Raw genomic sequence first — 26,205 nt, 5'->3', positions numbered from 1 at the left:
GTCCGGCTCACGCCGCCGCCGTACCTTCGAATCAACCCCCCGAATCCCCGTCCCGGTGAGGATCCCGCATGCGCACCGCCCTGCTCCAGAGCTCCGGCCGCCCCGGCTCCGTCGTCGAGAACCTCAAGGTCCTCGACGAGGCCGCGGGCCGGGCCGCCGCCGCGGGCGCCGCGCTGCTCGTCACCCCGGAGATGTTCCTCACCGGCTACGCGATCGGCGACGGCATCGGCCGCCTCGCCGAGCCCGCCGACGGCGACTCCGCCGACGCGGTCGCCGAGCTGGCCGCCCGGCACGGCCTGGCGATCGCCTACGGCTACCCGGAGCGCGCCGGTGACGTCGTGCACAACTCCGTCCAGCTCGTCTCCGCCGACGGCGACCGGCTCGCGAACTACCGCAAGACCCATCTCTTCGGCTGCTTCGAGCGCGACCACTTCACGCCGGGCACCGAGCCGGTCGTCCAGGCCACCCTCGGCGGACTCACCGTCGGCCTGCTGATCTGCTACGACGTCGAGTTCCCGGAGAACGTCCGCGGCCACGCCCTGGCCGGCACCGACCTCCTGCTCGTCCCGACCGCGCAGATGCACCCGTACCAGTTCGTCGCCGAGTCCATGATCCCGGTGCGCGCCTTCGAGAACCAGATGTACGTGGCGTACGTCAACCGGGTCGGTCCGGAGGGCGAGTTCGAGTTCGTCGGGCTCTCCACGCTGGCCGGTCCCGACGGGGTCGCCCGGACCCGCGCCGGACGCGGCGAGGACCTGGTGTTCGCCGACGCCGACCCCGAGGCCCTGGCCGCCTCCCGCGCGGCCAACCCGTATCTGCTCGACCGCCGCCCCGGCCTCTACGGGTCCCTGGTCTGACCTCCGCAGCCCGCCCCGCCCCCACCCCCCCCGCTCATCTTTGCCGCAAGGAGTCCGTACCCCATGACGTCCATGGTGCCCAACGCCGTCGAGCACACCGACGAGCAGCAGCCGCCGATCACCATGTTCGGCCCGGACTTCCCGTACGCCTACGACGACTTCCTCGCCCATCCGGCGGGGCTCGGCCAGATCCCGGCGACCGAGCACGGCGCCGAGGTCGCCGTCATCGGCGGCGGACTCTCCGGTGTCATCGCCGCCTACGAGCTGATGAAGATGGGCCTCAAGCCCGTCGTCTACGAGGCCGACAAGATCGGCGGCCGGCTGCGCACGGTGGGCTTCGAGGGCTGCGACCCCTCGCTCACCGCCGAGATGGGCGCGATGCGCTTCCCGCCGTCCTCCACGGCCCTCCAGCACTACATCGACCTGGTGGGTCTTCAGACCCGTCCGTTCCCCAACCCGCTCGCCGAGACCACCCCTTCGACGGTCGTCGACCTCAAGGGCGAGTCGCACTACGCCGAGACGGTGGAGGACCTCCCGCAGGTCTACCGTGACGTCGCCGCGGCCTGGAACAAGTGCCTCGAAGAGGGCGCCGACTTCTCCGACATGAACCAGGCCATGCGCGAGCGGGACGTGCCCCGGATCCGCGAGATCTGGGCGAAGCTGGTCGAGAAGCTCGACAACCAGACCTTCTACGGCTTCCTCTGCGACTCCGAGGCGTTCCGGTCCTTCCGGCACCGCGAGATCTTCGGCCAGGTGGGCTTCGGCACCGGCGGCTGGGACACCGACTTCCCCAACTCCATCCTGGAGATCCTGCGGGTCGTCTACACCGAGGCCGACGACCACCACCGCGGGATCGTCGGCGGCTCCCAGCAGTTGCCGCTGCGGCTGTGGGAGCGGGCGCCGCAGAAGATCGTCCACTGGGCGCAGGGCACCTCGCTGGCGAGCCTGCACGAGGACGGCGCGCCCCGCCCGGCCGTGACCCGGCTGCACCGCACCGCCGGCAACGCGATCACCGTGACGGACGCCAACGGCGACATCCGCACCTACAAGGCGGCGATCTTCACCGCCCAGTCCTGGATGCTGCTGTCGAAGATCGCCTGCGACGACTCGCTCTTCCCGATCGACCACTGGACGGCGATCGAGCGCACCCACTACATGGAGTCCAGCAAGTTGTTCGTCCCGGTCGACCGGCCGTTCTGGCTGGACAAGGACGAGGAGACGGGCCGGGACGTCATGTCGATGACGCTCACCGACCGGATGACCCGCGGCACTTACCTGCTGGACGACGGCCCCGACAAGCCCGCCGTGATCTGCCTGTCGTACACCTGGTGCGACGACAGCCTCAAGTGGCTGCCGCTGTCCGCGAACGAGCGGATGGAGGTCATGCTGAAGTCGCTCGGCGAGATCTATCCCAAGGTCGACATCCGCAAGCACATCATCGGCAACCCGGTGACGGTGTCCTGGGAGAACGAGCCCTACTTCATGGGCGCGTTCAAGGCCAACCTGCCCGGCCACTACCGCTACCAGCGGCGCCTGTTCACGCACTTCATGCAGGACCGGCTGCCCGAGGACAAGCGGGGCATCTTCCTGGCCGGCGACGACATCTCCTGGACGGCCGGCTGGGCCGAGGGCGCCGTGCAGACCGCGCTGAACGCCGTCTGGGGCGTCATGCACCACTTCGGCGGCACGACCGACGCCACCAACCCCGGCCCCGGTGACGTGTACGACGAGATCGCACCGGTCGAACTCCCCGAGGACTGACCGGGACACCGAGGCAGAGCCTCACAGGGGCGTGAGCAGCATGCGCCCCGCGAAGCCGACCGCCGTGTCGAGGCGGTCGGTGAACTCCCGGGCCACGTCCGGGAGTCCGCGCAGCGCCCACAGGGCCCGGGCCGCCGTCCAGGTGGCGTCCCGGGCCCGCTCCAGGCTCCAGGCGCCGAGCAGATGGGTCAGCGGGTCGGCGATCTGGAGGAGATCGGGGCCCGGCATCAACTCCTCGCGGATGCGCTCCTCCAGCGCGACGAGGACATCGCCCACCCGTTCGTAGTCGTCCTCCAGATCACCCGGTTCGCAGCCGAGGCTACGACAGGCGTCCACGACGGCCAGCGCCAGATCGTGCCCGATGTGCGCGTTGATGCCCGCCAGCGCGAACTGAAGCGGCCGTACCCCGGGATGGCGGCGCATCTGGACCAGCGGACGCCAGCAGGCGGGCGGACGCCCGTCCCCCAGGGCCGCGTCGACGGCCGCGAGGTACCGCTCCGCGAACCGCACGTCCAGGGTGGCCGTGGCCCGCGCGTTGCCGAACCGGCCGGAGTCGATCCGCCGGTCCACCTCCGAAGTCACGGCGAGATAGACGCGGTTGAAGACGGCGATGCCGTCGTGCGGCGGCAGTTCCGCGTCCAGGACGCGCATCCGGGCGAGGACGTCGTCGACCGCCGTGTCCACAGGCGTCTCGACGGAAGTGGTGAACTGTTCCGATCGCGGCATGGGGGAAGGGTGACAGCCTTAGGCTGGCCCGCGCGTCGGCGGGCCGGAGGCTTCCCCGGAACGGGGGAACGAGTCCGTCGCGCGGGAGGGGAACGGCACGGTGCGAGGCTCAGGTGTGCGACGGGCGGGCCGCCGCGGGGCGATGGTGGTGGCCGCCTCGGCGGTGGTGGCGGTGGCCACCGCGGCGGGGACGATGACCGCGCTCGGCGAGGACGGGGCGGACGACCGGCGGGCGGCGCGCCACGACGCCCCGCGGACCGATCCGTCGGCGGCGGGGTCGGCCGGGTCGCCGCTCCCGTCCCCGTCCGCCACCTCGGCGACGCCGAGCGGGTCGCCGTCACCGAGCGCCTCGCCCACCCCCTCGGCGACCCGGAAGCCGCGGGCCGCCGCCGCCCCCGCCCGGCTCTACCACCATCCCGAGTCGCAGGTCCTGGACTGGGTCCACGACCACCCGGACGACCCGCGCCGCGCGGTCGTCGAGTCCCGCATCGCGAGCCGTCCGGCCGCGGTGTGGTTCGCCGACTACGCGCCCGGCACCCTGACGTCACGGGTGCGCGCGGTCACCTCGGGCGCCGCCGCCCAGGGCCGGGTGCCGGTCCTGGTGGCGTACGCGATCCCCGACCGGGACTGCGGCGGCGCCTCCGAGGGCGGGGCGCCCGACCTCGACGCCTACGCCGGCTGGATCGACCGGTTCGCGGCCGGCCTCGGTTCGCGCGAGACCGTCGTGATCCTGGAGCCCGACTCGATCGCCCAGACCGACTGCCTCTCCGCCGACCGCAGGGACGCCCGGCTCGCCGCGCTGGCCCGCGCGGGACGGGTCCTCAGGGCGGCCAACCCGAAGGCCCGCGTCTACTACGACGCCGGGCACTCCCACTGGAACAGCCCCGCCCACCAGGCGGCGCTGCTCCGGCAGGCCGGCGCCGCCTCCTCGGCCGGCATCTTCAGCAACGTCTCCAACTTCCGCCGCACCGCCGACGAGATCGTCTACGACCGCCAGGTCCTCGACCTGCTCGGCGGACCGCCCGGACTCGGGGCGGTCATCGACACCAGCCGCAACGGCAACGGCGCGCCCGCCGACGGCGAGTGGTGCGACCCGGACGGCCGCACGATCGGCCGCGCCCCCACCCTCGACACCGGCGAGCCGCGCATCGACGGCTATCTGTGGGTGAAGCTGCCGGGGGAGTCCGACGGCTGCAAGGGCGCGGCGGGCGAGTTCAGCCCGTCGTACGCCTACGAGCTGGCGTCGTCGTCGTAGGAACTGGTGCCCTCGTCCAGCAGCGGCCGCTGGGTCTTGAGGTGGGCGGGGGCGAAGGCGCGCAGGGCGTGGTAGCCGATGATCACGACCAGGGTGCCCAGGGCGATGCCGCTGAGCGAGAAGGTGTCCGTGAACTCCATGGTCACGTTGCCGACGCCGATGATGATGCCCGCGGCGGCCGGCACCAGGTTCAGCGGGTTGCGCAGGTCGACGCCGGCGTTCAGCCAGATCTGGGCGCCGAGCAGGCCGATCATGCCGTAGAGGATGACGGTGATGCCGCCGAGGACCCCGCCGGGGATCGCGGCGACGACCGCGCCGAACTTGGGGCACAGGCCGAAGAGCAGCGCGAAGCCGGCGGCGGCCCAGTAGGCGGCCGTGGAGTAGACGCGGGTCGCGGCCATCACGCCGATGTTCTCGGAGTAGGTGGTGTTGGGCGGGCCGCCCACCGCGGTGGAGAGCATCGAGCCGACGCCGTCGGCCGAGATCGCGGTGCCGAGCTTGTCGTCCAGCGGGTCGCCGGTCATCTCGCCGACCGCCTTGACGTGGCCCGCGTTCTCGGCGACCAGCGCGATCACCACGGGCAGCGCGACCAGGATCGCCGACCACTCGAAGGACGGGCCGTGGAAGTGCGGCAGCCCGATCCAGTCGGCCTGTCCCACGGCGGACAGGTCCAGCCGCCAGTGGTCGGTGACCTTGCCGCTCGCGTCGGCCGAGTGGATCCGGCCGAAGATCCGGTCGAACGCCCAGGAGACCGCGTATCCGAAGACCAGGCCCAGGAAGATCGCGATCCGGGACCAGAAACCGCGCAGACAGACGACGGCCAGCGCGGTGAACGCCATGACCAGCAGCGCCGTCCACTGGTCCTGCGGCCAGTAGGTGGAGGCGGTGACCGGGGCGAGGTTGAAGCCGATCAGCATGACGACCGCGCCGGTCACGATCGGCGGCATCGCCGCGTGGATGATCCGCGCCCCGAAGCGCTGCACGGCCAGCCCGACCGCGAACAGCGCCACCCCGACCACGAACACCGCGCCGGTGACGGTGGCGCTGCTGCCGCCCTGGGCCCGGATGACCGCGGCCACGCCCACGAAGGACAGCGAGCAGCCCAGGTAGCTGGGCACCCGGCCGCGGGTGGCCAGCAGGAAGATCGCGGTCGCGACGCCCGACATCATGATCGCGAGGTTCGGGTCCAGACCCATCAGGACCGGCGCGACGAAGGACGCTCCGAACATCGCCACCACGTGCTGGGCGCCGAGCCCGACCGTGCGGGGCCAGGAGAGCCGCTCGTCGGGGCGGACCACCGCCCCGGGCGCCGGGGTGCGTCCGTCGCCGTGCAGTGTCCAGCGGACGCCAAGATCCATGGTGCGGTTCGCTTTCGCTCGTGCGGATGTGCCGGACCATTCTCGGGGCAATCCGGAGGGTGAGCGACCGCTTAGGCGCCGGTTAGGATGAGAATCGTTGACTCGTACACGCACAGGAGCCCCGCCGTGACCGCCGAAGCCCCGACCGCCCCCGCCCCCGTCCCCGCTCCCGCCCTCTCCCACGGCCGGCTGATCCCCGTCACCGTCCACTTCGACGACCTGGACGCGCTCGGGCTGCTGCACAACGCCCGCTACCCGGTGATGGTCGAGCGCGCCTGGACCGAGCTGTGGCAGGAGCACGGGGTGCGCTTCGAGGGCGACTGGGCGACCGCGGGCGACGCCTGCAACGCGGTCAAGGAACTGCGGGTCAGCTACGAGGCTCCGGTCACCCGCCCGGGCCCCTACGCCGTCCACCTCTGGCTGGAGCGGCTCGGCACCACCGGCCTCACCTACGGCTTCCGGTTCTGCTCGCCTGACGGCACGGTCACCTACGCGCGGGGCACCCGGGTCCTGGTCCGGCTGGACCCGGCCACCATGCGCCCCGCGCCGTGGAGCGAGACCCTCAGGACCGCGGGCCGGGCACTGCTGCGGCCGGCGGACTGACCTCCGCGCCCCGCGCGCCCTTGCGCTCGCCGCCGCGCAGCACCCCGGCGAACACCACCAGACCGCAGGACAGCGCCGTGACCACCATGAACGACACCATCAGGCTGGTGAGCTGAGCCACCCCGCCGATCAGGCTCGGCGCGATCAGCCCCGAGGTGTAGGTGATCGTCGCCACGCCCGCGATCGCCTGACTGGGGTTCGGCCCGCTGTGCCCGGCCGCGGCGAAGCACAGCGGTACGACGACGGCGATCCCCAGCCCCATCAGCCCGAACCCGGCCATCGCCAGCGCCGGCTGCCCGGCCACCACGACCAGCACTCCGCCGGCCGCGGCGAGCACGCCGCCCGCCCGGACCGTGCGCACCGCGCCGAACCGGTTCACCACCGCGTCCCCGACCAGCCGGGCCACCGCCATGGTGAGCATGAACCCGGTCGTGCAGGCCGCCGCGAGACCGGCCGAGGACCCGATGTGGTCCTCCAGGTACACCGCCGACCAGTCCAGGCTGGCGCCCTCCGCGAAGACCGCGCAGAACCCGACCGCGCCGATCAGCAGCGCCGAGCGCGGCGGCAGCGCGAACCGCGGCGGCGGCTCCTCGTCCTCCGTGGGCCGCAGATCCAGCACCCAGCCGCAGGCCAGCAGGCCCAGCGCGGTGAGCACGGCCGCCGCCAGCGCGTGGTGCACGCGCGCGTCCGAGCCCAGATGGGCGGCGAGCGTGCCGCCCGCCGAACCGATCAGGGCGCCCGCGCTCCACATGCCGTGCAGCCCGGACATGATCGACTTGCCGAGCCGCTGTTCGACCTCGACGCCGAGGGCGTTCATCGCCACGTCCGCCATTCCGGCGGAGGCGCCGTACACGAACATCGCCAGGCACAGGGTGAGCATGTTCGGCGCCAGGGCCGGCAGGACCAGCGACACGGTCCACAGGGTCATCAGGGCCCGCAGCGCGGTCCGGCTGCCGAGCTGATGGGTGATCCGCCCGGCCAGCGGCATCGAGCAGGAGGCGCCGAACGCGGTGAAGGCGAGGGCGAGTCCGAGCTGCCCGGCGCCCACCCCGGCGTGGTCCTGGATCCACGGCACCCGGGTGGCGAACGAACCGGTCACCGCGCCGTGCACGGCGAAGACGGCCGCCACGGCGTACCGGGCGCGCCGTACCTCCGTCGGTGCCTGGACCACTGTGCTCATTCTCCCGCCCCTTCCGGACATCCGTGCCCCCGCCGGGCTCCGCCGCCGTAAACTATCAGGAACCTTGCCTGATAAATAGAGGCCGGTCCGGAGGGTGCCCCCGGCCGCCCGTGGGAGGATCCCGGCATGCGCGCATCACCGAGCACCGCACGGGCCATCAACGACCGGCTCGCCCTGCGCCTGCTCCAGGACGAAGGCCCGCTGACGGCCGCGCAGTTGAAACTGCTCACCGGACTCTCCCGGCCGACAGTCTCCGACCTCGTCGAACGCCTCGCCGCCTCCGGCCTGATCGAGGTCGTCGGCGAGACCGGCGCCCGGCGGCGCGGCCCGAACGCCCGGCTCTACGGCATCGCCGCCGGCCGCGCCCAGCTCGCGGCGCTGGACGTACGCACCGAGAGCGTCGCCGTCCTCGTCTCCGACCTGGTCGGCCGGGTCCTCGCCGAGGCGTCCGTGCCGATCGGCGGCGACACCGGCACCGGGCCCGCCGTGGAGCAGGCGGTCACGCTGGTCGAGCGCGCGGCGAAGGAGGCGGGGGCCGGCCGGCTGCACACCGTCGGCATCGGCGTGCCCGGCCTGATCGACCCGGCCAGCGGCGAGCTGCGCACCTCCTCCGGGCTGCCCGCATGGCACCGGCGCCTGGTCGCCGAGCTGCAGGAACGCCTCCCGAAGGCGCGGGTGAGCGTCGAGAACGAGACCAACCTCGCCGCGCTGGCCGAGCGGGGCGAGGGCGCCGCCCGGGACCACGACACCTTCGTGCTGCTCTGGCTGGGCCACGGCACCGGCGCCGCCGTCGTCCTCGACGGCCGGCTGCGCCGCGGCGCCTCCGGAGGCACCGGCGAGATCGGCTTCCTGCCGGTGCCGGGCACCTCGGGACTGCCCTCGGCGACGGACTGCGAGGGCGGCTTCCACTCCCTGGCCGGGGCGGCGGCGATCACCGCGCTGGCGGGGGAGTACGGGATCGACGCGGGGGCGGGAGCGGAGACGGACGGTGCCTCTGCCGGGGCGGCGGTCGTCAGGGAGGCGGTGCGGTCGGTTTCGGACGCCGGCGCCTCGACGGCTTCCTCCGCCGCGGCCGAGGGTTTTCTCGACGCGCTGGCCGAGCGGCTCGCCCTGGGCGCCGCCTCCGTCGTCGCCGTCCTCGACCCCGGGTGCGTGGTCCTGGGCGGTGAGGTCGGGCAGGCGGGCGGCCCCGAGCTGGCGGGCCGGGTGGCCCGCAGGCTGCGGACCATGACCCCGCTGCCCACCGAGGTGCGGCCCAGCGTCCTGGGCGGCGGCGCGGTGCTGCGCGGCGCGCTGCTCACCGCGCGCGAGGCCGCCCAGGAGACGCTGTTCACGACACCGTGACCACCCGTCAGCGAGCCCGGCGCGAGCCGGTCGGCCCTCAACGGCGGCTGCGCGCCGCCAGGTACTCCTCGAAGGTCCCCTTGCCCACCGCGTGCTCCGGCGCCAGGTGGCCGCCCGCGCGGAACTGGCGGTAGGCCGCGCCCCACAGCGGCACGTTGACCACCGGACGGCTCCGCTTGCCGCTCGCCCTGAGATAGTCACGGGCCAGCGACTCCAGCGTGCGCACCTCGGGTCCGCCCAGGTCCGCCACCCGCCCCGCCGGATCGCCCACCGCCAGCTCCGCGAGCCGCCGGGCCACCTCGGCGACCTCCACCGGCTGGTCGCTCACCCCCGCCGGAAGCAGCAGCACTGGCACCTTCGCCAGCGCCTCGAACAACTGGAGCAGCAGATCGTGGAACTGGGTCGCGCGCAGCACCGTCCAGCCCAGCCCCGAGGACTCCACCAGCTTCTCCACGGCGAGCTTGCTGCGGTAGTAGCCGAACGGCACCTGGTCCACGCCGACGATCGAGATGTAGACCAGATGGCCGACGCCCGCCGTCCGGGCCGCCTCGATCAGCAGCTCGGCCGCGCGCTCGTCGTCGCCGCGCGGGCTGGACGCGCAGTGCACGATCGTGTCCACGCCCGCCACGGCCGCGTCCAGCCCCGGCCCGCCCTTCGTCAGATCCACCGCGTACGGCTCGGAGTGCCGGCTCAGCACCCGCACCTCGTGCCCGTCCGCGCGCAGCAGCTCGGTCACGAGCCTGCCGAGGGTTCCGGTACCGCCGGTCACCAGGATCGTGCTCATGCTCTTCAGCCCCTCGTCAACGCGAGGCGCTCCCCGCTGGAGCACCTCTTCACCAGCTCGGACCGGACAGCCCCGCGCGATGTGACAGCCCTGGGGCCGCCGCCATGGTGAGCGGCCTCACACCTGTCCGAGCTGACGCCGTACGAAGTCCAGCTTGTCGGGGTTGGCCACGGCCCGCACGCCCGTGATGCCGTCCGCGCCGCACACGAAGGAGAAGGTGGTGACCAGCGTGCCGTCGCCGTCCAGGGCCAGCAGCGCGGGGGCGCCGTTCAGCTCGGCGGACTCCAGGGTCGTACCGGGCGTGGCGCCCTTGAGCACCCCGGCCAGGAAGCGCAGCACCTTCGCGCGTCCCAGGATGGGCCGCAGCGCCGCCTTGGCCTTGCCGCCGCCGTCGCTCCACCAGGTGACGTCCTCGGCGAGGATCCGTTCGAGGCCGGCCAGATCGCCGTTCCTCGCGGCCGACAGGAACGAGTCGACCAGCTCCTCCTGGCGCGCGGGCGCCGCCTCGAACCGCCCCTCCCGTGCCGAAAGCCGCTGCTCCGCCCGCCGGTAGAGCTGACGGCAGTTGGCCTCGCTCAGGCCGAGCGTGTCGGCGATCTCCCGGTGCCCGTAGGCGAACGCCTCGCGCAGGACGTACACCGCGCGCTCCGTCGGAGTGAGCCGCTCCAGCAGCACGAGCATCGCCAGGGAGACGGCGTCGCGCTGTTCGGCCGACTCCAGCGGGCCGAGCGTGCCGTCGGAGGTGACGACCGGCTCGGGCAGCCAGTCCCCGACATAGCTCTCGCGCCGCGCGCGGGCCGAGGTCAGCCGGGTCAGACACAGACGGGTGACGGTGGTGGCGAGCCAGGCGGCCGGGTACTCGATCACGTCCCGGTCGGCGCCGCTGAACCGCAGATAGGCGTCCTGGACCGTGTCCTCGGCCTCATGGGCCGAGCCCAGCATCCGATAGGCCAGACCGAACAGCCTGGGCCGGTGCGTCTCGAACTCGTCGGCGATCGCGGTCGTCATGGCCACACCCTGCCAGAGCAGGGGGCCGGGATCGTGGCCGGGACCGGGGCCTGTGCGGAGTTGAAGGGCCCGGCGGCGGGCAAGGGCCGTCGTCACCGCCGCCGGGACCGCACGCGATGACCCTAAGAGGACTAGACCACTGAGTCAATAGGTATGGACCAATCCCAAGCGGGCCGAAAGGGCGGGGAGTTGGGCCCCTCGGGCCCGCGTGAGAAGTCCAGCGACACGGCTTGTGAGCCACCCCACACCGTTCACCCGGATAGACCTCTATCGGCCGTGGCACACTGGCCCTGTACCTAAAGCAGCGCACTCCGGGGTCGGTGAAAGTCCGAACCGGCGGTTACAGTCCGCGACCCGGTCACGTCCAGTGACCGGTTGACCAGGTGAAATTCCTGGACCGACGGTTAAAGTCCGGATGGGAGGCAGTGCGCGGCGGGCGGGCATGCGTGCGCGCCGCCGTCTGTGTACTCGTCCATGGACGAGTCCGTCCGGCGACGCCCCGGTAGCCCTCGTCCGTCTTTCTGTCGTCCTCGACAGTGCCCCGGAGTCCGTGCCCAATGAGGCAGGAGGACCCGGGAAGTGTTCACCGGAATCGTCGAAGAGCTGGGTGAGGTCACCGCCGTCGAGAATCTCGGCGACGCCTCCCGCTTCCGGCTGCGCGGCCCCGTCGTGACCGACGGCGCGAAGCACGGCGACTCCATCGCCGTGAACGGCGTGTGTCTCACCGTCGTCGAGCACGAGGGTGACGAGTTCACCGCCGACGTCATGGCCGAGACCCTCGACCGCTCCAGCCTCGGCGCCCTCGGCGTCGGCTCCCGCGTCAACCTCGAACGCCCCACCGCCGTCGGCGACCGCCTCGGCGGACACATCGTCCAGGGCCATGTCGACGGCACCGGCGAGATCCTGGCCCGCACCCCCTCCGAGAACTGGGAGATCGTCAAGATCTCCCTCCCCGCCGGCCTCGCCCGGTACGTCGTGGAGAAGGGCTCCATCACCGTCGACGGCATCAGCCTCACCGTCGTCGAGGCCGGCGCCGAGCACTTCACCGTCAGCCTCATCCCCACCACCCTCGCCCTGACCACGCTCGGCCTCAAGCAGCCCGGCGACCCGGTCAACCTCGAGGTGGACATCGTCGCCAAGTACGTCGAGCGGCTGCTCGCCACCACCGGGGGAGCGCAGCGGTGAACTCCCTCAACTCCGAGGCGTTCACCGTTCTCGACCAGCACATCCTCTGGTCGGACATGATCGGCAACATCCTCGGTCTGACCGCCCTCGCCCTCGGCTGGCGGCGCTCCCTGTGGAGCTGGCCCGTCCAGTTCCTCTCCGGCCTGATCCTCTTCGGCGCCTTCTACGGCCACCTCACCGGCAGCGCCGGCAAGCAGGCCGTCGTCATGGCCGTCGCCCTGTACGGCTGGTGGCGGTGGAACCGCGACAAGGACGGCGCCGCCGACGGCCACATCACCCCGCGCTTCGCCACCTGGCGCGAACGCGCGGCGATGCTCGGCGCCGCCGCCCTCGGCACCGTCGCCGTGGCCCTGCTCTTCACGGCCTACCCCAGCCTGTCCTGGGACCCCTGGCCGGACGCCTACATCTTCGTCGGCACCGTCGTCGCCATGTACGCCCAGGCGCGCGGCATGGTCGAGTTCTGGTTCGCCTGGCTCCTCGTCGACCTGGTCGGCGTCCCCCTCAACTTCGCCAACGGCTACGCCTTCTCCGGCTTCGTCTACGTCATCTACGGCGCGCTCGTCCTGTGGGGCATGCGCGACTGGTGGCTGCGCTCCCGCCGGGGCGCGCGGCCCGCTCTGGAAGGAGCGCCGGCATGAGCACGGCACCGATCCTGTACAGCACCGACGGCCCCGAGGACCTCGCGCTCGACCCCGTCGAGCAGGCCATCGCCGACATCGCCGCCGGCCGCCCGGTCGTCGTGGTCGACGACGAGGACCGCGAGAACGAGGGCGACCTCGTCATCGCCGCCGAGAAGGCCACCCCCGAGATCGTCGCCTTCATGATGAGCGAGTGCCGCGGCCTGATCTGCGCCCCCATGGAGGCCGACGAACTGGAGCGGCTGAAGCTCCCGCAGATGGTCGACGACAACACCGAGTCGATGAAGACCGCCTTCACCGTCTCCGTCGACGCCTCCGCCGCCCACGGCGTCACCACCGGCATCTCCGCCGCCGACCGCGCCACCACGCTCCGGCTGCTGGCCGCCGGCACCACGGACGCCGACGACTTCGTCCGCCCCGGCCACATCTTCCCGCTGCGGGCCAAGCCCGGCGGCGTCCTCACCCGCAACGGCCACACCGAGGCGGCCGTCGACCTCGCCCGGCTCGCCGGACTGCGCCCGGCCGGCGCGATCGTCGAGATCGCCGGCGAGGACGGCCGGATGCTCCGGCTGCCCGAACTGATCCCGTTCGCCCGCAAGCACGGTCTGACGATCATCTCCATCGAGGACCTGATCGCCTACCGCCGCGACGCCGAGCCGACCGTCCGCCGCGAGGCCGAGACCCGGCTGCCCACCGTCCACGGCACCTTCACCGCCTACGGCTACCGCTCCACCGTCGACGGCGTCGAGCACGTCGCCCTGGTCCACGGCGAGATCGGGGACGGCGAGGACGTCCTCGTCCGGCTCCACTCCGAATGCCTCACCGGCGACATCTTCGCCTCCCAGCGCTGCGACTGCGGCCCCCAGCTCGACGCGTCCCTGGAGCGCATCCAGAGCGAGGGCCGGGGCGTCGTCGTCTATCTGCGCGGACACGAGGGCCGCGGCATCGGACTGCTGTCCAAGCTGCGCGCCTACGAACTCCAGGAACAGGGCCACGACACCCTGGACGCCAACCTGGAGCTGGGCCTGCCCGCCGACGCCCGCGACTACGGCGCCGGCGCGCGGATCCTCGCCGACCTGGGCGTGCGCAGCGTCCGCCTGCTGACCAACAACCCCGAGAAGAGCGACGCGCTCGTCCGGCACGGCATCGAGGTCGCCGCCCGCGAACCCATGCCCGTCCAGGCGGGCGAGCACAACATCCGCTACCTGCGCACCAAGCGGGACCGGATGGGCCACGACCTGCCCTGGCTGGACGCGGCCCCCGTGTCCCCCTGCGGCAACCAGTAAGACCGAAGAACAGCACCGAGGAGAGACGTGAGCGGCAAGGGCGCACCGGAACTGTCCGTACGCAATGTGGGTGACCTGCGGGTCGCCGTCATCGCGGCCCAGTGGCACGAGAAGGTGATGGACGGACTGGTCGACGGCGCCCTGCGCGCCCTGCACGACCTGGGCATCGACGAGCCGACCCTGCTCCGGGTCCCCGGAAGCTGGGAACTGCCGGTCGTCGCCAAGGCGCTGGCCGGCCGCGGCTACGACGCGATCGTCGCCCTCGGGGTCGTCATCCGCGGCGGCACCCCCCACTTCGAGTACGTGTGCCAGGGCGTCACCCAGGGCCTCACCCAGGTCTCCGTCGACACCGGCGTCCCCGTCGGCAACGGCGTCCTCACCTGTGACACCGAGGAGCAGGCCCTCGACCGGGCCGGTCTGGAGGGCTCCAACGAGGACAAGGGACACGAGGCGGTGACGGCGGCGGTGGCGACCGCGGCCACCCTGCGTTCAGTATCCGAACCCTGGCACTGACGGGTCGGCCCGAGCGCGTAGGGTGGGCAGCACCATGTCCAAGAAGACGTTCGAGGAGCTCTTCGCCGAGCTCCAGCAGAAGGCCGCCAGTGGCGATCCCGCCACCTCCCGCACCGCAGAACTGGTCGAGAAGGGCGTCCATGCCATCGGCAAGAAGGTCGTCGAAGAGGCCGCCGAGGTCTGGATGGCCGCCGAGTACGAGGGCAAGGAAGCCGCCGCCGAGGAGATCTCGCAACTGCTCTACCACGTCCAGGTGATGATGGTGGCCCGCGGAATCTCCCTGGACGACGTGTACGCCCACCTGTAGAACACCCTTCTCACCGACCGCCCCTTTTTCACGTTTCACGCGAAGGAAGCCGACCTCATGCTGCGCATCGCCGTCCCCAACAAGGGTTCCCTGTCCGGCCCTGCGGCGGAGATGCTGCATGAGGCCGGCTACCAGCAGCGCCGCGAGTCCAAGGAACTGCGCATCGTCGACCCGGAGAACGAGGTCGAGTTCTTCTACCTCCGCCCCCGCGACATCGCGATCTACGTCTCCTCCGGCCGCCTCGACATCGGCGTCACCGGCCGCGACCTGCTCATCGACTCCGGAGCCGACGCCGAGGAGATCCTCCCGCTCGGCTTCGCCCGCTCCACCTTCCGCTTCGCCGCCAAGCCCGGCACGGCGGCCTCCGTCGAGGACCTCAAGGGCCGCACCGTCGCGACCTCCTACGAGGGCATCGTCGCCAAGCACCTCGCCGAGCAGGGCGTCGACGCCTCCGTCGTCCACCTGGACGGCGCAGTCGAGACCGCCATCGAACTGGGCGTCGCCGAGGTCATCGCCGACGTCGTCGAGACCGGCACCTCACTGCGCAACGCCGGCCTCGAGGTCTTCGGCGACCCCATCATGAAGTCCGAGGCCATCGTGATCCGCCGCACCGGCGCCGAGCCCGACGACGTCACCGAACCGAAGGTCCAGCAGTTCCTGCGCCGCCTCCAGGGCGTCCTGGTCGCCCGGACCTACGTGATGATGGACTACGACTGCCGGGTCGAACAGCTCGAGAAGGCCGTCGCCCTCACCCCCGGCCTGGAGTCCCCGACCGTCTCCCCGCTGCACAACGAGGGATGGGTCGCCGTCCGCGCCATGGTCCCCTCCAAGGAGGCCCAGCGCATCATGGACGACCTCTACGACATCGGCGCCCGGGCCATCCTGACCACGGCCATCCACGCCTGCCGCCTCTGAGAACCCCGGGACCATGTCCGACCTGCCCACCCTCCCCGTCACCTTCCGGCCGGGCCGCACCCGCGCGGTGCTGCTCTCGGCCGGAGTGGTGATCTTCCTCGTCATCTCCGCCGTCGCCCTGCTCCTGGAGCAGCTCGGCCCGGGCGAGAAGCTCAGCTTCGTGCTGACCGGCGCCCTGATCTTCTGGGTGCTGGCCCGGTTCGCCCGGGTGAGCGTCCTCGCCGACGACTCCGGCGTCACCGTCGTGAACATCGCGGGACGGCGGCGCCTGGACTGGGCGGAGATCCTCCGGGTGAACCTCCGTACGGGCGACGCCTGGGTCTTCCTCGACCTCAGCGACGGCACCAGCCTGCCCGCGCTCGGCATCCAGCCCGGCATCGACAGGAAGCAGGCCATCGCCGACGCCCGCGCCCTGCGGGCCCTCGTCGAGGCCCGCTCGATCCGCGACCCCGAGAGCGCCCCCGGCCCGGATCAGGGCCGGCCGGACCAAGATCAGGGCTGACTCGGGGACGTCCGCCCTGCCGCTCATGCCCCTGTCTTGATTAATCTGGTGACGGAGGCGTTCCCCTTCCCGCCTCCACCCCTGTCGCGCCCAGCCGGGCGCACGGGGGTTCCTGCTACCCGAGGAGTGACCCTCTCCGGCGATGGACGGTTCGTCCTGTAGTACCTGCGCCGCCCCCTTCCCTGCGGAGGCGGCGGCATCATGACCATCCCCCTGCTGCTCCTGGCAGCCGCGTTCCTGCTCATCCTGGCCAACGGCTTCTTCGTGGCCGCCGAGTTCGGCCTCGTCACGGTCGACCGCCCGGACGCCGAGAAGGCCGCCGCCGAAGGCGACCGCCGTGCCCGTACGGTCGTGGAGTCGCTGAAGGAGCTGTCCTTCCAGCTCTCGGGCACCCAGCTCGGCATCACCATCACCTCCCTGGTCGTCGGCATGCTCGCCGAACCCGCCCTCGCCGCACTGCTGCGCGGCCCGTTCACGGCCGTCGGCATCCCCGAGGGGGCCGTCGGCGGTGTCGCCGTGGTCGTCGGCATGCTGCTGGCCTCCGCCGTCCAGATGGTGGTCGGCGAACTCGTGCCGAAGAACTGGGCGGTGTCCAGGCCCCTCCAGGTGGCCCGGTTCGTGGCCGGCCCGCAGCACGCCTTCTCCCGTCTGTTCCGGCCGGTCATCGCCGCCCTGAACACGGTCGCCAACCGGCTGGTGCGCGCCCTGGGCGTGGAGCCCACAGAGGAGCTGGCGTCCGCCCGCACCCCCGGTGAACTGGTCTCCCTGGCCCGCCATTCGGCCCAGGCCGGCGCCCTCGAACAGGACACGGCCGATCTCTTCGTCCGCACCCTGTCCCTGGCCGAGCTGACCGCGCAGCACGTCATGACCCCGCGCGTGAAGGTCAGCGCCCTCCAGGCGTCGGCCACCGCCGAGGACGTGGTCAACCTGACCCGCGCCACCGGCCTGTCCCGCTTCCCCGTCTACCGCGACAAGATCGACGAGATCGTCGGCATGGCCCATCTGAAGGACGCCCTCGCGGTCCCGGTCCACGACCGGCTGCGCACCCCCGTCTCCCGGATCGCCCGCCCCGCCCTCCAGGTCCCCGAGACCCTGCCGGTCCAGCCCCTGCTGTCCCGGCTGCGCAGCGAGCAGCCCATCGCCGTCGTCGTCGACGAGTACGGCGGCACGGCCGGAGTGGTCACCCTGGAGGACATCGTCGAGGAGATCGTCGGCGAGGTCCGCGACGAGCACGACGGCCAGGACATCCCCGAACTGGCCGCCGCCCCGCCCGAGGAGGGCAGACCCGCCTGGGACGTCGACGGCAGTTGCCGTGTCGACACCCTCCAGCGGATAGGACTGCACGTCCCCGAGGGCCCCTACGAGACGGTCGCCGGGCTCGTCGCCGACCTGCTCGGCCGGATCCCGGCCGTCGGCGACCGCGCCGAGCTGCCCGGCTGGCGGCTCTCGGTGCGCCGGGTCGGCCACTACCGGGCCGAGCGGATCCGCCTGGTGCGGACCGGCGCGGTCGTGGAGGTCGCCCGATGAGCGTCCTCCAACTGGTCTTCGCCGGCCTGCTCGTCCTCGCCAACGGCTTCTTCGTCGGCGCCGAGTTCGCGCTCGTCTCCGTCCGCCGCAGCCAGATCGAACCCCTGGGCACCGTGCGGGCCCGCCAGGTCCTGCACGGTCTGGAGCGGCTGCCGCAGATGATGGCCGCCGCCCAGTTCGGCATCACCGTCTGTTCCCTCACCCTGGGCGCGGTCGCCGAACCGACGGTGGCGCATCTGCTGGAGCCGGTCTTCGAGTCGATGCACCTCCCGCACGGCATGGTCCACCCGCTGGGCTATGTCATCGCGCTGGCCGCCGTGGTCTTCTTCCATCTTGTGATCGGCGAGATGGTCCCGAAGAACCTCGCCATGGCGGCCCCCGAGAAGGCCGCGCTATGGCTCGGCCCCGGTCTGGTCGCCTTCGCCCGGCTCTGCCGGCCGATCACCGTCGCGCTCGGAGCCTGCGCCGGGGCCATCCTGCGGCTCTTCCACGTCGAGCCGAAGGACGAGGTGGAGGCCGTCGTCACCAGCGAGCAGCTCAACCGCCTGCTGGAGGACTCCGGACAGGCCGGCCTCCTCGGCCCCGAGGAGCAGGAGCGCCTGGAGGACGCGCTGGAACTGGGCTCGCGCCCGGTGACGGACGTCCTGCTCGGGCGGGAGTCGCTGGTGACCGTCGGCCCGTCGGTCACGCCGGGCGAGATCGTGGAGCTGACCGCCCGCACCGGCTACTCCCGGTTCCCGATCGCCGCGGAGACCGGCGCCTTCATGGGCTATCTCCATGTGAAGGACGTCCTCGACCTGGAGGACTCCGAGCGGGCGGTGCCGCAGCAGGTGTGGCGTCCGATGACCACCCTGCGCCCGGAACTCCCGCTGGACGACGCGCTCACGGTGATGCGCCGCGCGGCGACCCATCTGGCACAGGTCGCGGACGCCTCCGGCCGGGTGCTGGGACTGGTCGCCCTGGAGGACGTTTTGGAGCTGCTGGTCGGCGAGGTCACGGACCCGGCGCACCGGGCGGTCCCGGAGGTCCGGCTGAGGGAACCGAGAGCCACGGGCACCCCGGAACAGGCCCTGGCCACCTGAGCCGCCGCGGGCGGGCGGACGACCTCCGCCCGCCCGCGGCCGCCGGGTGTCTCGCCTCGCCAGTCTCGCCTCGCCAGTCTCACCTCGCCTGTCTCACATGGGCGACGGGTCCTGGGGCCCCCGCCCCGACAGCACCTCGCCGTACGCCTGCATCAGGTCCGGCAGCCGCAGCGTGGCCAGATCGTCCCTGGTGAGCGTGCCCGGATAGGTCGACAGCCGCAGATCGCGGTAGGCGCAGCTCTTCTCGTACAGGGTGCGCAGGAACCGTCCGTTGCCCAGCTCGTCGATCCACCCCTGGTCCACCACATGTCCGGCGATGGAGCGCAGCTCGTCGAGCGCCTCCTCGTCCCACACGTCCCCGTTCTCCGCGGCCAGCACCTCGCCGATGGAGGTGAGTTCCAGCGGACGGTACGAGGGGAAGTCGACGCGCGTCGTGAAGCGCGAGGAGAGCCCGGGGTTCGCGGCCAGCAGCCGGTCCATGCCCTCCGGATAGCCGGCCAGGATCACCACCAGGTGGTCCCGGTTGTCCTCGGCCCGCTTCAGCAGCACCTGCAACGCCTCGTCGCCGTACGCGTCGCCCTTGCCGTAGCCGGAGTTGGACAGCGAGTACGCCTCGTCGACGAAGAGCACACCGCCGAGGGCCGAGTCGATGAGTTCATTGGCCTTGACCGCCGTCTGGCCGAGGTACTCGCCGACCAGGTCGGCCCGCTGGGCCTCCACCAGATGGTCGCCACCGAGCAGACCGAGGGCGTAGAAGACCCGGCCCAGGATGCGGGCCACCGTGGTCTTGCCGGTGCCGGAGGGGCCGGAGAAGACGAAGTGCCGTTTGGGCGGCTGGACCGGAAGGCCCTGCCCGGCCCGCAGCCGGGCCATGTTCAACTGTGCCGACAGGGCCTTGACCTGGCGTTTCACCGGTTCCAGACCCACCATGCGCTCCAGCTCGGCGAGCGCCTCCTCGAGTAAGACCGGGTCCGTGGGACCGGCCGGCAGCGACGAGGGCACGAGAGGCTTCTCGCGCACCACCGGGTCGGACACCGACGGCAGCGGGCCGACCGGCGGCAGATCGGCCGGCTCGGTCAGCTTCAGATCCCGGCCCTCGGTGCCGAACAGCGGATCGAAGCCGTCCGGCCCGTCCACGCTGTCCTGCCCGATCCCGGTGAGGGTGATCGCCGCGAGGTCGGCGTGATCGTCGTACCCGTCGCCCTCGGAGATCGCGGCCAGCCGGGCCGAGGTGTCCATGAAGGCGGGGTCCACGCGGTGCACCGCCCGGTACAGCGGGAGCGCGGCCGCCGAGCGGCCGGTGCCCTCATGGGCGCGGGCCAGCCAGTAGCGCAGTTCCTTGCGCTGCGGCTGCTCGCTGCGGCAGCGCATCAGGGCCGTCGACAGCATCGGCTCGGCCTGCCCGTACATCTCCAGCCGGACCCGGGCCATCCCGCCGAACAGACCGGCCTCGATGCCCAGCAGCGCGTCGCCGAGCAGCGGGTCGGTGTGCCGGACCAACTGCTCCCAGTCCTTGACCAGATAGGCCCGGCAGGCGTGCAGGAAGCGGACCTGGTGATCGGTGTCGACAGGCGGTAGCCCGGCCAACGCCCGGTCCAGCTCGGGCACATGGCGGCCGTCCAGCCAGTGCGAGGCGTGCGCCAGCAGCAGATCGCGCGGGCTCTCCAGCACCGGCTGCACCCACCAGCCCAGCCAGTACCAGGAGTTGAGCGGCCGCCGATGCCGGGCGCGCTGTTCGCCGAAGCGTTCGCGGTGGCGGTACATCCGCAGCAGCGCGGTCGTCGTGTCCACCCGCAGGGCGTGCAGCCCGAGCCAGCCGTCGGCCATCCCGGGATCGATCCGCACCGCGGTGCGGAACTCCTCCTCGGCCTGTGGATACGCGCCCATGGTGTAGGCGTCCACGCCTCGGAGCCAGGCGAGGTCGGCCGGTGCCTCGGGGCCTCGCGTGCCGAAGTCCATCACGTCCCCCACGAACCGTGCCCCCGTCGGTCGCCCGGCGGGCCACTGGCCGCCGGCTGTCCTAGGTCGAACCGCTGTGCCGCTGACCGGAGTTGCAAGGTGCGCGCAGCAGTTGTCACAGGTCGCACCGAGGGCATCGTACCTGCGGGAAGGTGCCCGCCGAAGGGTGCCGGACAGGTCGTTCGGCGAGGTGGGAGCACACGGGGCGCACACGGGAACGGTGACCCAGGGTGAGCGGATCGGCGCGCCTGACGGCCGGGAGACGGGTCCCGGGCAGAACGAAGCCCCCGATCACGGGGGAACAACCGGGGGCTTCGCGACTGAGGGCGGCTGCGATGTGCCGCACATTGGAAACGTAAGTCCTGTACGGGCCCTCGGTCAAGCACAGTTGAGGCAGTTGGCGAAGTTCGAGCGCAGGCGCCTTCACAGGTTCACCACATTGCGGGTGGTCCTTCACGGTGGGTGACGATCCACCGGGTGCCGGGGTCTCCCGAACGCCCCGCCAGCACCTCGTACCCCGTCCCCAACTGCCGTACCAGGAAGTCGGCGTACGGTTTTGACGGGTCCTCGTCGAAGTGGTTCTCCTCGGCCCGGACCCACCCGTCCCAGAACGCCCGCTGCTCCTCGCCGTCCCGTGCCCGACCGCGCGCCCAGGCCGTCTCGCGCGGCACATCGAGCCACAGCAGACCCGCGAGGAAGGGCCGCAGCGCCCGGCGTCCGGCGCCGACGCCCTCGATCAGCACGACGGGGGCCGGGGGCAGCGTGCGGGGCGTGCCGAAGCGGCGCTCGCGCCAGTCGTAGGGCGCGGGGTGCGCGGTGGCGCCCAGGCCGAAGGGCTCGATCACCTCGGCGAACAGCCGATCGGTCCAGTCGAACAGCTCGTCGTGGCTGGCGACGTCGTCGAGATGCAGCACGGGCGCCCCACCGAGGGCCTCGGCGAGCCGCCCGGCGAACGTCGACTTCCCCGACCCGGCATGCCCGTCGACCCCGACCAGCCGCACCGGCCCACAGGACGGGGGGAGCTGGCGGATCCAGGAGACGAGCGGGTCGATGACGGCTCCAAGGGTCGGCGGTCGGCGGGGGGTGTGATGGGCCAGCCTAAGGGGCGCGGGGAACTGCGCGACCGGCCACGACGGCGCGGCAGACACGACACGACAGCCCACCCCACCCCCCGGATGCTGGCGATGCCCCACCCGCACGTCCATAGTGGCCCGTGGCCGAACAGCCGCACTCCGAACCCCCAGGGGGCACCGCCATGCACATGCCGGAACAGCCGTCCCGCCGATCCCTCCTCGGCGCCGCGCTCGCCGGCACGGTCACCGCCACGGTGACCGGCGGCACGGCCGCAACCGCCACCGCCGTCACGGCCGCCGCCCCCACCCGCCCCATCGACACCCGCTCCTGGCTCACGCACGGCGACTGGAGCACCGGAACCGCCCGCGGCACCCGCGCCGTCGCGGGCGTCCGGCCGGGGCTGGTCCTCGACGCCCCGCTCGGCACCCTCGACCACACCGACCCGCACATGTCGAAGACCGCGACCTGGGAGTACGCGACCTGGACGTCCCCCGTCCACCGGTTCGCCGTCCCCGCCACCGAGGCCATCGCCTTCTGGAACGCGAGCACCCCGGCCGGCACCTGGCTCCAGATCGAGCTGAAGGCCGGCTACTCCGACGGCACGGACACCCCCTGGTACGTGATGGGCCGCTGGGCGGCCGGCGACCAGGACATCAAGCGGACCTCCGTCGACGGCCAGCGCGACGGCCGCAGCACGGTCTGGACGGACACCCTCGCGCTCGACGACGCCTCGAAGGGCCTGCGCCTGGTGTCGTACCGACTGCGGCTCACCCTGCACCGCCGCCCCGGCACCGCGCTCACCCCGACCGTGTGGCGGGCCGGCGTGACCGGCTCGGACATCCCGGACCGCTTCACCGTCCCGGCCTCGGTGCCCGGCCTCGCGCGGGAGCTGGCGGTGCCGCGCTACTCGCAGGAGATCCACAAGGGCCGCTATCCGGAGTACGACAACGGCGGCGAGGCGTGGTGCAGCCCCACCTCCTCGCAGATGATCATCGAGTACTGGGGCGGCCGGCTCACCCCCGCGCAACTGAAGTGGGTCGACCCGTCCTACTCCGACCCGCAGGTGTGCCACGCGGCCCGCCACACCTACGACCACCAGTACGGGGGCTGCGGCAACTGGCCGTTCAACGCGGCCTACGCGGCCACCTTCAAGGACCTCCAGGGCGTGGTGACCCGGCTCGCCTCCCTCACCGAACTGGAGACGCTGATCGCGGCCGGGATCCCCGCCATGACCTCGCAGTCCTTCCTCAAGGAGGAGCTGACCGGCGCGGGGTACGGCACGGCCGGGCACCTGATGACCGTGATCGGCTTCACCGCCGCAGGCGATGTGATCGCCAACGACCCCAACGCGGCGGACGACGCGGCGGTGCGGCGCGTGTACCGGCGGCGGGAGTTCGAGAACGTCTGGCTGCGGACCAAGCGGTATAACGCGAGCGGCGCGGTCGCCTCCGGGACCGGGGGAGTCTGCTACCTCTACTTCCCGGCCCGCCCGACGGCCCGGCAGCGCGCGGCGCTGGCCGCGGTGGGCGTGAGCGCCTGAACCACGTGCGGGGGCGCGGCGTGTGAGCAAGCTCTCGGCCGCAAAGCCCGTGAACGGTGGCAAGGTGGACAGACCGGAATCAGCCCGTCCTACCTCGGTGAGCCACCATGACCGCACACGCAGCCACCCCTGTCCGCACCCGCACCGGCGGCCCCGGTGACGACGGTCCGAAGGTCGTCGAGCATGTGATGGGCTGGGTCCTCGTCGTGGTCGTCGCGATGCTGGTGACCCAGCTCGGGCTGCTCTGACGGGCGATCGCACCCCTGCCGTCCGCGGTATGACCGATGTGACCTGATGCCCGGTTCGACCTGACATACTGACGTCGTCCCACCGACCGTTGGAGACCGGGTCGACAGTGAAAATCAGCCAACAGCGCGACGCCGCGCGGCCCCGGGCGCGCGGAACCGAGCGTTCGCTCGCGCGCCGTGCCGAACTCATCGCCATCGGGCGCAGGTTGTTCGCCGACACGTCCTACGACGCGCTCTCGATGGACGACATCGCGCGTCAGGCGCATGTCGCCAAGGGGCTGATCTACTACTACTTCCAGTCCAAGCGCGGCTATTACCTGGCGATCGTGCAGGACTCGGTCGCGGACCTGGTCTCCTTCGCCGCGAGCGGTGTCGAGCTGTCCCCGGTGGACCGGGTGCAGCGCACGATCGACGGCTATCTGCGTTATGCCGAGCACAACCAGGCCGCCTTCCGCACGATCGTGAGCGGTGGCGTCGGCTTCGACACCGAGGTGCACGCCGTCCGGGACGGGGTGCGCGCGGCGATCGTGGCGACCATCGCCGAGGGCGCCTACGGCCGCGGTGACATCCCGGCGCTGCCCCGGATGGGCCTGCTGGCCTGGGTGTGCAGTGTGGAGGGGGCCACGCTGGAGTGGATCGACCGCCCCGAACTCTCCCGCTCCGCCATGTGCGATCTGCTGGTGAGGACGCTGGGCGGCACCCTGCGCGCCATCGAGGAGATGGAGCCGGCCTTCACCGCGCCGGAACCGGCCCGCCGGGACGCCTGAGTACGCGACGCCTGAGTACGCGACGCCTGAGTACGGGACGCCTGAGTACGGGGCGCTTGGGTACGGGGCGTCCGGGTACGGCGCTTGGGGCGGAAGCTCGTGGTCTCCCGCCCCAAGTGCCCCATGAGCCGGGCTACTTGATCGCTCGGATCAGCTCACCGTTGGCGGTGTCCCCGCTCAGCTCCCAGAAGAAGGTCCCGCCAAGACCCTGGCGGTCCTTGTAGCGCATCTTGTCCTTGATGGTCCTCGGGGTGTCGTAACTCCACCATTCCTGGCCGCACTTGGCGTAGGCGGTGCCGCCGACCGTCCCGGTGGCGGGGCACTTCGCCTTGAGGACCTTGTAGTCCTCGCTGCCCGCCTCGTACGTGCCCGGCGCCGGTCCGGTGGCCGTCCCGCCCGGCTTCGCCTGGGTGACGCCGGTCCAGCCGCGGCCGTAGAAGCCGATGCCGAGCAGCAGCTTGTGGGCGGGGATGCCGAGGCTCCTGAGCTTGGCGATCGTGGTGGCGCTGTCGTTGCCCTGCTGCGGGATGCCGCGGTAGGAGGTCAGCGGGGAGTGCGGTGCCGTGGGTCCGGTGGCCGCCCAGGTGCCGAAGTAGTCGTACGTCATCGGGTTGTACCAGTCGACGTACCGGGCGGCGCCCGCGTAGTCCGCCGCGTCGATCCGGCCGCCGGGGGAGGCGTCCGCGGTGATCGCGGCCGTGACCAGGTCCCGCTTCCCGAAGGCGGCGCGCACCGCCTTCATGAGGTCCCGGTAGGACTCCCGCCCGCTGGTGTCGCAGGTGAGGCCGCAGGCGTTGGGGTACTCCCAGTCGAGGTCGATGCCGTCGAAGACGTCCGCCCAGCGGGGGTCCTCGACCAGGTCGTGGCAGGACTTGGCGAAGGCCGCCGGGTCCTTGGCCGCCTCGCCGAAGCCGCCGGACCAACTCCAGCCGCCGAACGACCAGATGACCTTGAGACGCGGATGCAGCTTCTTCAGCTTGCGCAGTTGGTTGAAGTTGCCGGCGAGCGGCTGGTCCGCGGTGTCGGCGACGCCGTCCACGGACTCGGCGGCGCTGAACGGCTTGTCGGTGTCGGCCCAGGGGTCGCCGAGGGCGCACTTGCCGTCCGTGACGTTGCCGAAGGCGTAGTTGATGTGCGTGAGCCGGGCGGCGGAGCCGGAGGTCTCGATGTTCTTGACGAAGTACTGGCGGTCGTAGATGCCCCAGTCGGTGAAGTAGCCGACGACCTTGGACCGGTTGGCGTGGGGCTTGCCGTGCGCGGGCTCGTTCGCGGTGGCGGTGCCCGCACCGGCGAGCAGGGCCGCGCCGAGGGCGGCGCAGCAGGCGGCCGAGAGTAAGGCGCGCAGCCGGGTGCGGGGGCGGATCGGGGTGTGCATCGGTTGTCTCCTCGCAGGGGACAGGGAGGCGATCGCACGCCGATTGGCATGAACGCGGGGAGGCGTCGGTCCGAAACGGTAGGAGGACTAGACCACCCTGGTCAATGGTTCGGACCAATCCGGAACGCCGGCGGACGCCGGGCGAACGCCACGGGCACGAGAGCCGGGCTCAGTGCGCGTCGCCCGCCAGCGGGTCCGCCGTTCCGCCGAACTGCCCCGGCCGCACCTGGGGCGCCACGAGCCGTACCCACTCCGGGTCGGGACGCCCGGGCAGTGTGCGGCCCCGTTCGGCCCAAGTGCGTTGGAGGGCGCGGTAGATGGGTGGGTCCTGGGGGACCGGCGGAGCCAGCGGAACCGATTCTGCGCGCGGTGTCTCCGGACGTGCTGCCTCCGGGCGGAGCGCCGCCTCCG

At 72.1% G+C, this 26,205-nt stretch carries 25 protein-coding genes and 1 riboswitch; of the genes, 17 read left to right on the top strand and 8 right to left on the bottom strand.

The annotated features are described in order from the left end of the window. Positions 1 to 68 precede the first annotated feature (68 nt). On the top strand, positions 69 to 857 hold the full coding sequence (locus tag AFM16_RS07490; RefSeq protein WP_078632849.1) for a carbon-nitrogen hydrolase family protein: 789 nt from the start codon (positions 69 to 71) through the stop codon (positions 855 to 857). Positions 858 to 920: 63 nt separating this feature from the next. After that, positions 921 to 2,618, top strand: a complete 1,698-nt coding sequence (locus tag AFM16_RS07485) for a flavin monoamine oxidase family protein (protein WP_030785775.1) — start codon at positions 921 to 923, stop codon at positions 2,616 to 2,618. 21 nt (positions 2,619 to 2,639) lie between these two features. Here AFM16_RS07485 and AFM16_RS07480 read toward each other — a convergent pair whose 3' ends face one another. Next, positions 2,640 to 3,344 (bottom strand): DUF5995 family protein, encoded by a 705-nt coding sequence (locus AFM16_RS07480; protein WP_078632848.1) that lies wholly within the window; start codon positions 3,342 to 3,344, stop codon positions 2,640 to 2,642. Positions 3,345 to 3,486: 142 nt separating this feature from the next. Between AFM16_RS07480 and AFM16_RS07475 the strand changes: the two genes are divergently transcribed. Next, positions 3,487 to 4,599 carry a glycoside hydrolase family 6 protein gene (locus AFM16_RS07475; RefSeq protein ID WP_078632847.1) on the top strand — a complete coding sequence of 371 codons (1,113 nt, stop codon included), beginning with the start codon at positions 3,487 to 3,489 and terminating at the stop codon, positions 4,597 to 4,599. Here the strand turns inward: AFM16_RS07475 and AFM16_RS07470 are convergent. Then, the gene (locus AFM16_RS07470) at positions 4,575 to 5,957 is read right to left on the bottom strand and encodes a uracil-xanthine permease family protein (protein ID WP_078632846.1); all 1,383 of its coding nucleotides are present in this window, start codon (positions 5,955 to 5,957) and stop codon (positions 4,575 to 4,577) included. The two genes, AFM16_RS07475 and AFM16_RS07470, sit on opposite strands and share 25 nt — an antisense overlap. Positions 5,958 to 6,083: 126 nt before the next feature. On the opposite strand from AFM16_RS07470, the gene AFM16_RS07465 reads away from it, so the two are divergent. Further along, on the top strand, positions 6,084 to 6,560 hold the full coding sequence (locus AFM16_RS07465) for an acyl-CoA thioesterase (RefSeq protein ID WP_078632845.1): 477 nt from the start codon (positions 6,084 to 6,086) through the stop codon (positions 6,558 to 6,560). On the opposite strand, the gene AFM16_RS07460 is transcribed toward AFM16_RS07465, so the two are convergent. Continuing rightward, entirely contained in the window at positions 6,520 to 7,740 is a 1,221-nt protein-coding gene (locus AFM16_RS07460; protein ID WP_030785761.1) for an MFS transporter, read from the bottom strand. The two genes, AFM16_RS07465 and AFM16_RS07460, sit on opposite strands and share 41 nt — an antisense overlap. Positions 7,741 to 7,866: 126 nt before the next feature. On the opposite strand from AFM16_RS07460, the gene AFM16_RS07455 reads away from it, so the two are divergent. After that, positions 7,867 to 9,084 (top strand): ROK family transcriptional regulator, encoded by a 1,218-nt coding sequence (locus AFM16_RS07455; protein WP_078632844.1) that lies wholly within the window; start codon positions 7,867 to 7,869, stop codon positions 9,082 to 9,084. 37 nt (positions 9,085 to 9,121) lie between these two features. Here AFM16_RS07455 and AFM16_RS07450 read toward each other — a convergent pair whose 3' ends face one another. After that, on the bottom strand, positions 9,122 to 9,868 hold the full coding sequence (locus AFM16_RS07450; RefSeq protein ID WP_078632843.1) for an SDR family oxidoreductase: 747 nt from the start codon (positions 9,866 to 9,868) through the stop codon (positions 9,122 to 9,124). A gap of 117 nt (positions 9,869 to 9,985) precedes the next feature. After that, positions 9,986 to 10,876 (bottom strand): RNA polymerase sigma-70 factor, encoded by an 891-nt coding sequence (locus tag AFM16_RS07445; protein WP_078632842.1) that lies wholly within the window; start codon positions 10,874 to 10,876, stop codon positions 9,986 to 9,988. 302 nt (positions 10,877 to 11,178) lie between these two features. Continuing rightward, positions 11,179 to 11,309: riboswitch (FMN riboswitch) on the top strand. 146 nt (positions 11,310 to 11,455) lie between these two features. Between AFM16_RS07445 and AFM16_RS07440 the strand changes: the two genes are divergently transcribed. From AFM16_RS07440 to AFM16_RS07400, 9 genes are all read left to right on the top strand, one after another. Further along, on the top strand, positions 11,456 to 12,061 hold the full coding sequence (locus AFM16_RS07440; protein ID WP_030785749.1) for a riboflavin synthase: 606 nt from the start codon (positions 11,456 to 11,458) through the stop codon (positions 12,059 to 12,061). Beyond that, positions 12,058 to 12,699 (top strand): nicotinamide mononucleotide transporter family protein, encoded by a 642-nt coding sequence (locus tag AFM16_RS07435; RefSeq protein WP_030785746.1) that lies wholly within the window; start codon positions 12,058 to 12,060, stop codon positions 12,697 to 12,699. The genes AFM16_RS07440 and AFM16_RS07435 overlap by 4 nt, the downstream gene beginning before the upstream one ends. Continuing rightward, the gene (locus AFM16_RS07430) at positions 12,696 to 13,985 is read left to right on the top strand and encodes a bifunctional 3,4-dihydroxy-2-butanone-4-phosphate synthase/GTP cyclohydrolase II (protein ID WP_030785743.1); all 1,290 of its coding nucleotides are present in this window, start codon (positions 12,696 to 12,698) and stop codon (positions 13,983 to 13,985) included. Before AFM16_RS07435 ends, AFM16_RS07430 begins: the two co-directional genes overlap by 4 nt. 27 nt (positions 13,986 to 14,012) lie before the next feature. Then, positions 14,013 to 14,498, top strand: coding sequence for a 6,7-dimethyl-8-ribityllumazine synthase (gene ribH, locus AFM16_RS07425; protein WP_030785739.1), 486 nt, complete (start codon positions 14,013 to 14,015; stop codon positions 14,496 to 14,498). A 34-nt stretch (positions 14,499 to 14,532) separates the two neighbouring features. Beyond that, positions 14,533 to 14,805, top strand: coding sequence for a phosphoribosyl-ATP diphosphatase (locus tag AFM16_RS07420; protein WP_030785737.1), 273 nt, complete (start codon positions 14,533 to 14,535; stop codon positions 14,803 to 14,805). 57 nt (positions 14,806 to 14,862) lie between these two features. Then, positions 14,863 to 15,720 carry an ATP phosphoribosyltransferase gene (gene hisG / locus AFM16_RS07415; protein WP_078632841.1) on the top strand — a complete coding sequence of 286 codons (858 nt, stop codon included), beginning with the start codon at positions 14,863 to 14,865 and terminating at the stop codon, positions 15,718 to 15,720. 13 nt (positions 15,721 to 15,733) lie between these two features. Further along, complete coding sequence (locus AFM16_RS07410; protein ID WP_030785730.1) at positions 15,734 to 16,222, top strand: PH domain-containing protein; 489 nt, start codon at positions 15,734 to 15,736, stop codon at positions 16,220 to 16,222. A 201-nt stretch (positions 16,223 to 16,423) separates the two neighbouring features. After that, complete coding sequence (locus tag AFM16_RS07405) at positions 16,424 to 17,749, top strand: hemolysin family protein (RefSeq protein ID WP_030785728.1); 1,326 nt, start codon at positions 16,424 to 16,426, stop codon at positions 17,747 to 17,749. Continuing rightward, a complete protein-coding gene (locus tag AFM16_RS07400; RefSeq protein ID WP_078632840.1) occupies positions 17,746 to 18,831 on the top strand; it encodes a hemolysin family protein in 1,086 nt (361 codons plus the stop codon). Before AFM16_RS07405 ends, AFM16_RS07400 begins: the two co-directional genes overlap by 4 nt. 93 nt (positions 18,832 to 18,924) lie before the next feature. On the opposite strand, the gene AFM16_RS07395 is transcribed toward AFM16_RS07400, so the two are convergent. Together AFM16_RS07395 and AFM16_RS07390 are read right to left on the bottom strand one after the other, a co-directional pair. Beyond that, entirely contained in the window at positions 18,925 to 20,790 is a 1,866-nt protein-coding gene (locus AFM16_RS07395) for an AAA family ATPase (protein ID WP_030785724.1), read from the bottom strand. A gap of 431 nt (positions 20,791 to 21,221) precedes the next feature. Continuing rightward, positions 21,222 to 21,842, bottom strand: coding sequence for a uridine kinase family protein (locus AFM16_RS07390; RefSeq protein ID WP_078636870.1), 621 nt, complete (start codon positions 21,840 to 21,842; stop codon positions 21,222 to 21,224). A 203-nt stretch (positions 21,843 to 22,045) separates the two neighbouring features. On the opposite strand from AFM16_RS07390, the gene AFM16_RS07385 reads away from it, so the two are divergent. The 3 genes from AFM16_RS07385 to AFM16_RS07380 all read left to right on the top strand — a co-directional run bounded on the left by AFM16_RS07385 (position 22,046) and on the right by AFM16_RS07380 (position 24,419). After that, positions 22,046 to 23,404 carry a C39 family peptidase gene (locus tag AFM16_RS07385; protein ID WP_078632839.1) on the top strand — a complete coding sequence of 453 codons (1,359 nt, stop codon included), beginning with the start codon at positions 22,046 to 22,048 and terminating at the stop codon, positions 23,402 to 23,404. A gap of 107 nt (positions 23,405 to 23,511) precedes the next feature. Next, positions 23,512 to 23,652: an SCO1431 family membrane protein gene (locus tag AFM16_RS38455; protein ID WP_107419043.1), complete on the top strand. Its 141-nt coding sequence runs from the start codon at positions 23,512 to 23,514 to the stop codon at positions 23,650 to 23,652. A 107-nt stretch (positions 23,653 to 23,759) separates the two neighbouring features. Further along, positions 23,760 to 24,419, top strand: coding sequence for a TetR/AcrR family transcriptional regulator (locus AFM16_RS07380; protein WP_030785717.1), 660 nt, complete (start codon positions 23,760 to 23,762; stop codon positions 24,417 to 24,419). A gap of 133 nt (positions 24,420 to 24,552) precedes the next feature. Here AFM16_RS07380 and AFM16_RS07375 read toward each other — a convergent pair whose 3' ends face one another. After that, a complete protein-coding gene (locus AFM16_RS07375; protein ID WP_078632838.1) occupies positions 24,553 to 25,794 on the bottom strand; it encodes a glycoside hydrolase family 18 protein in 1,242 nt (413 codons plus the stop codon). Between the last annotated feature and the right edge of the window lie 411 nt (positions 25,795 to 26,205).

This window comes from Streptomyces antibioticus (assembly GCF_002019855.1).
Lineage (GTDB): Bacteria > Actinomycetota > Actinomycetes > Streptomycetales > Streptomycetaceae > Streptomyces > Streptomyces antibioticus_B.
This window is presented reverse-complemented; position numbering and strand designations above follow the sequence as displayed.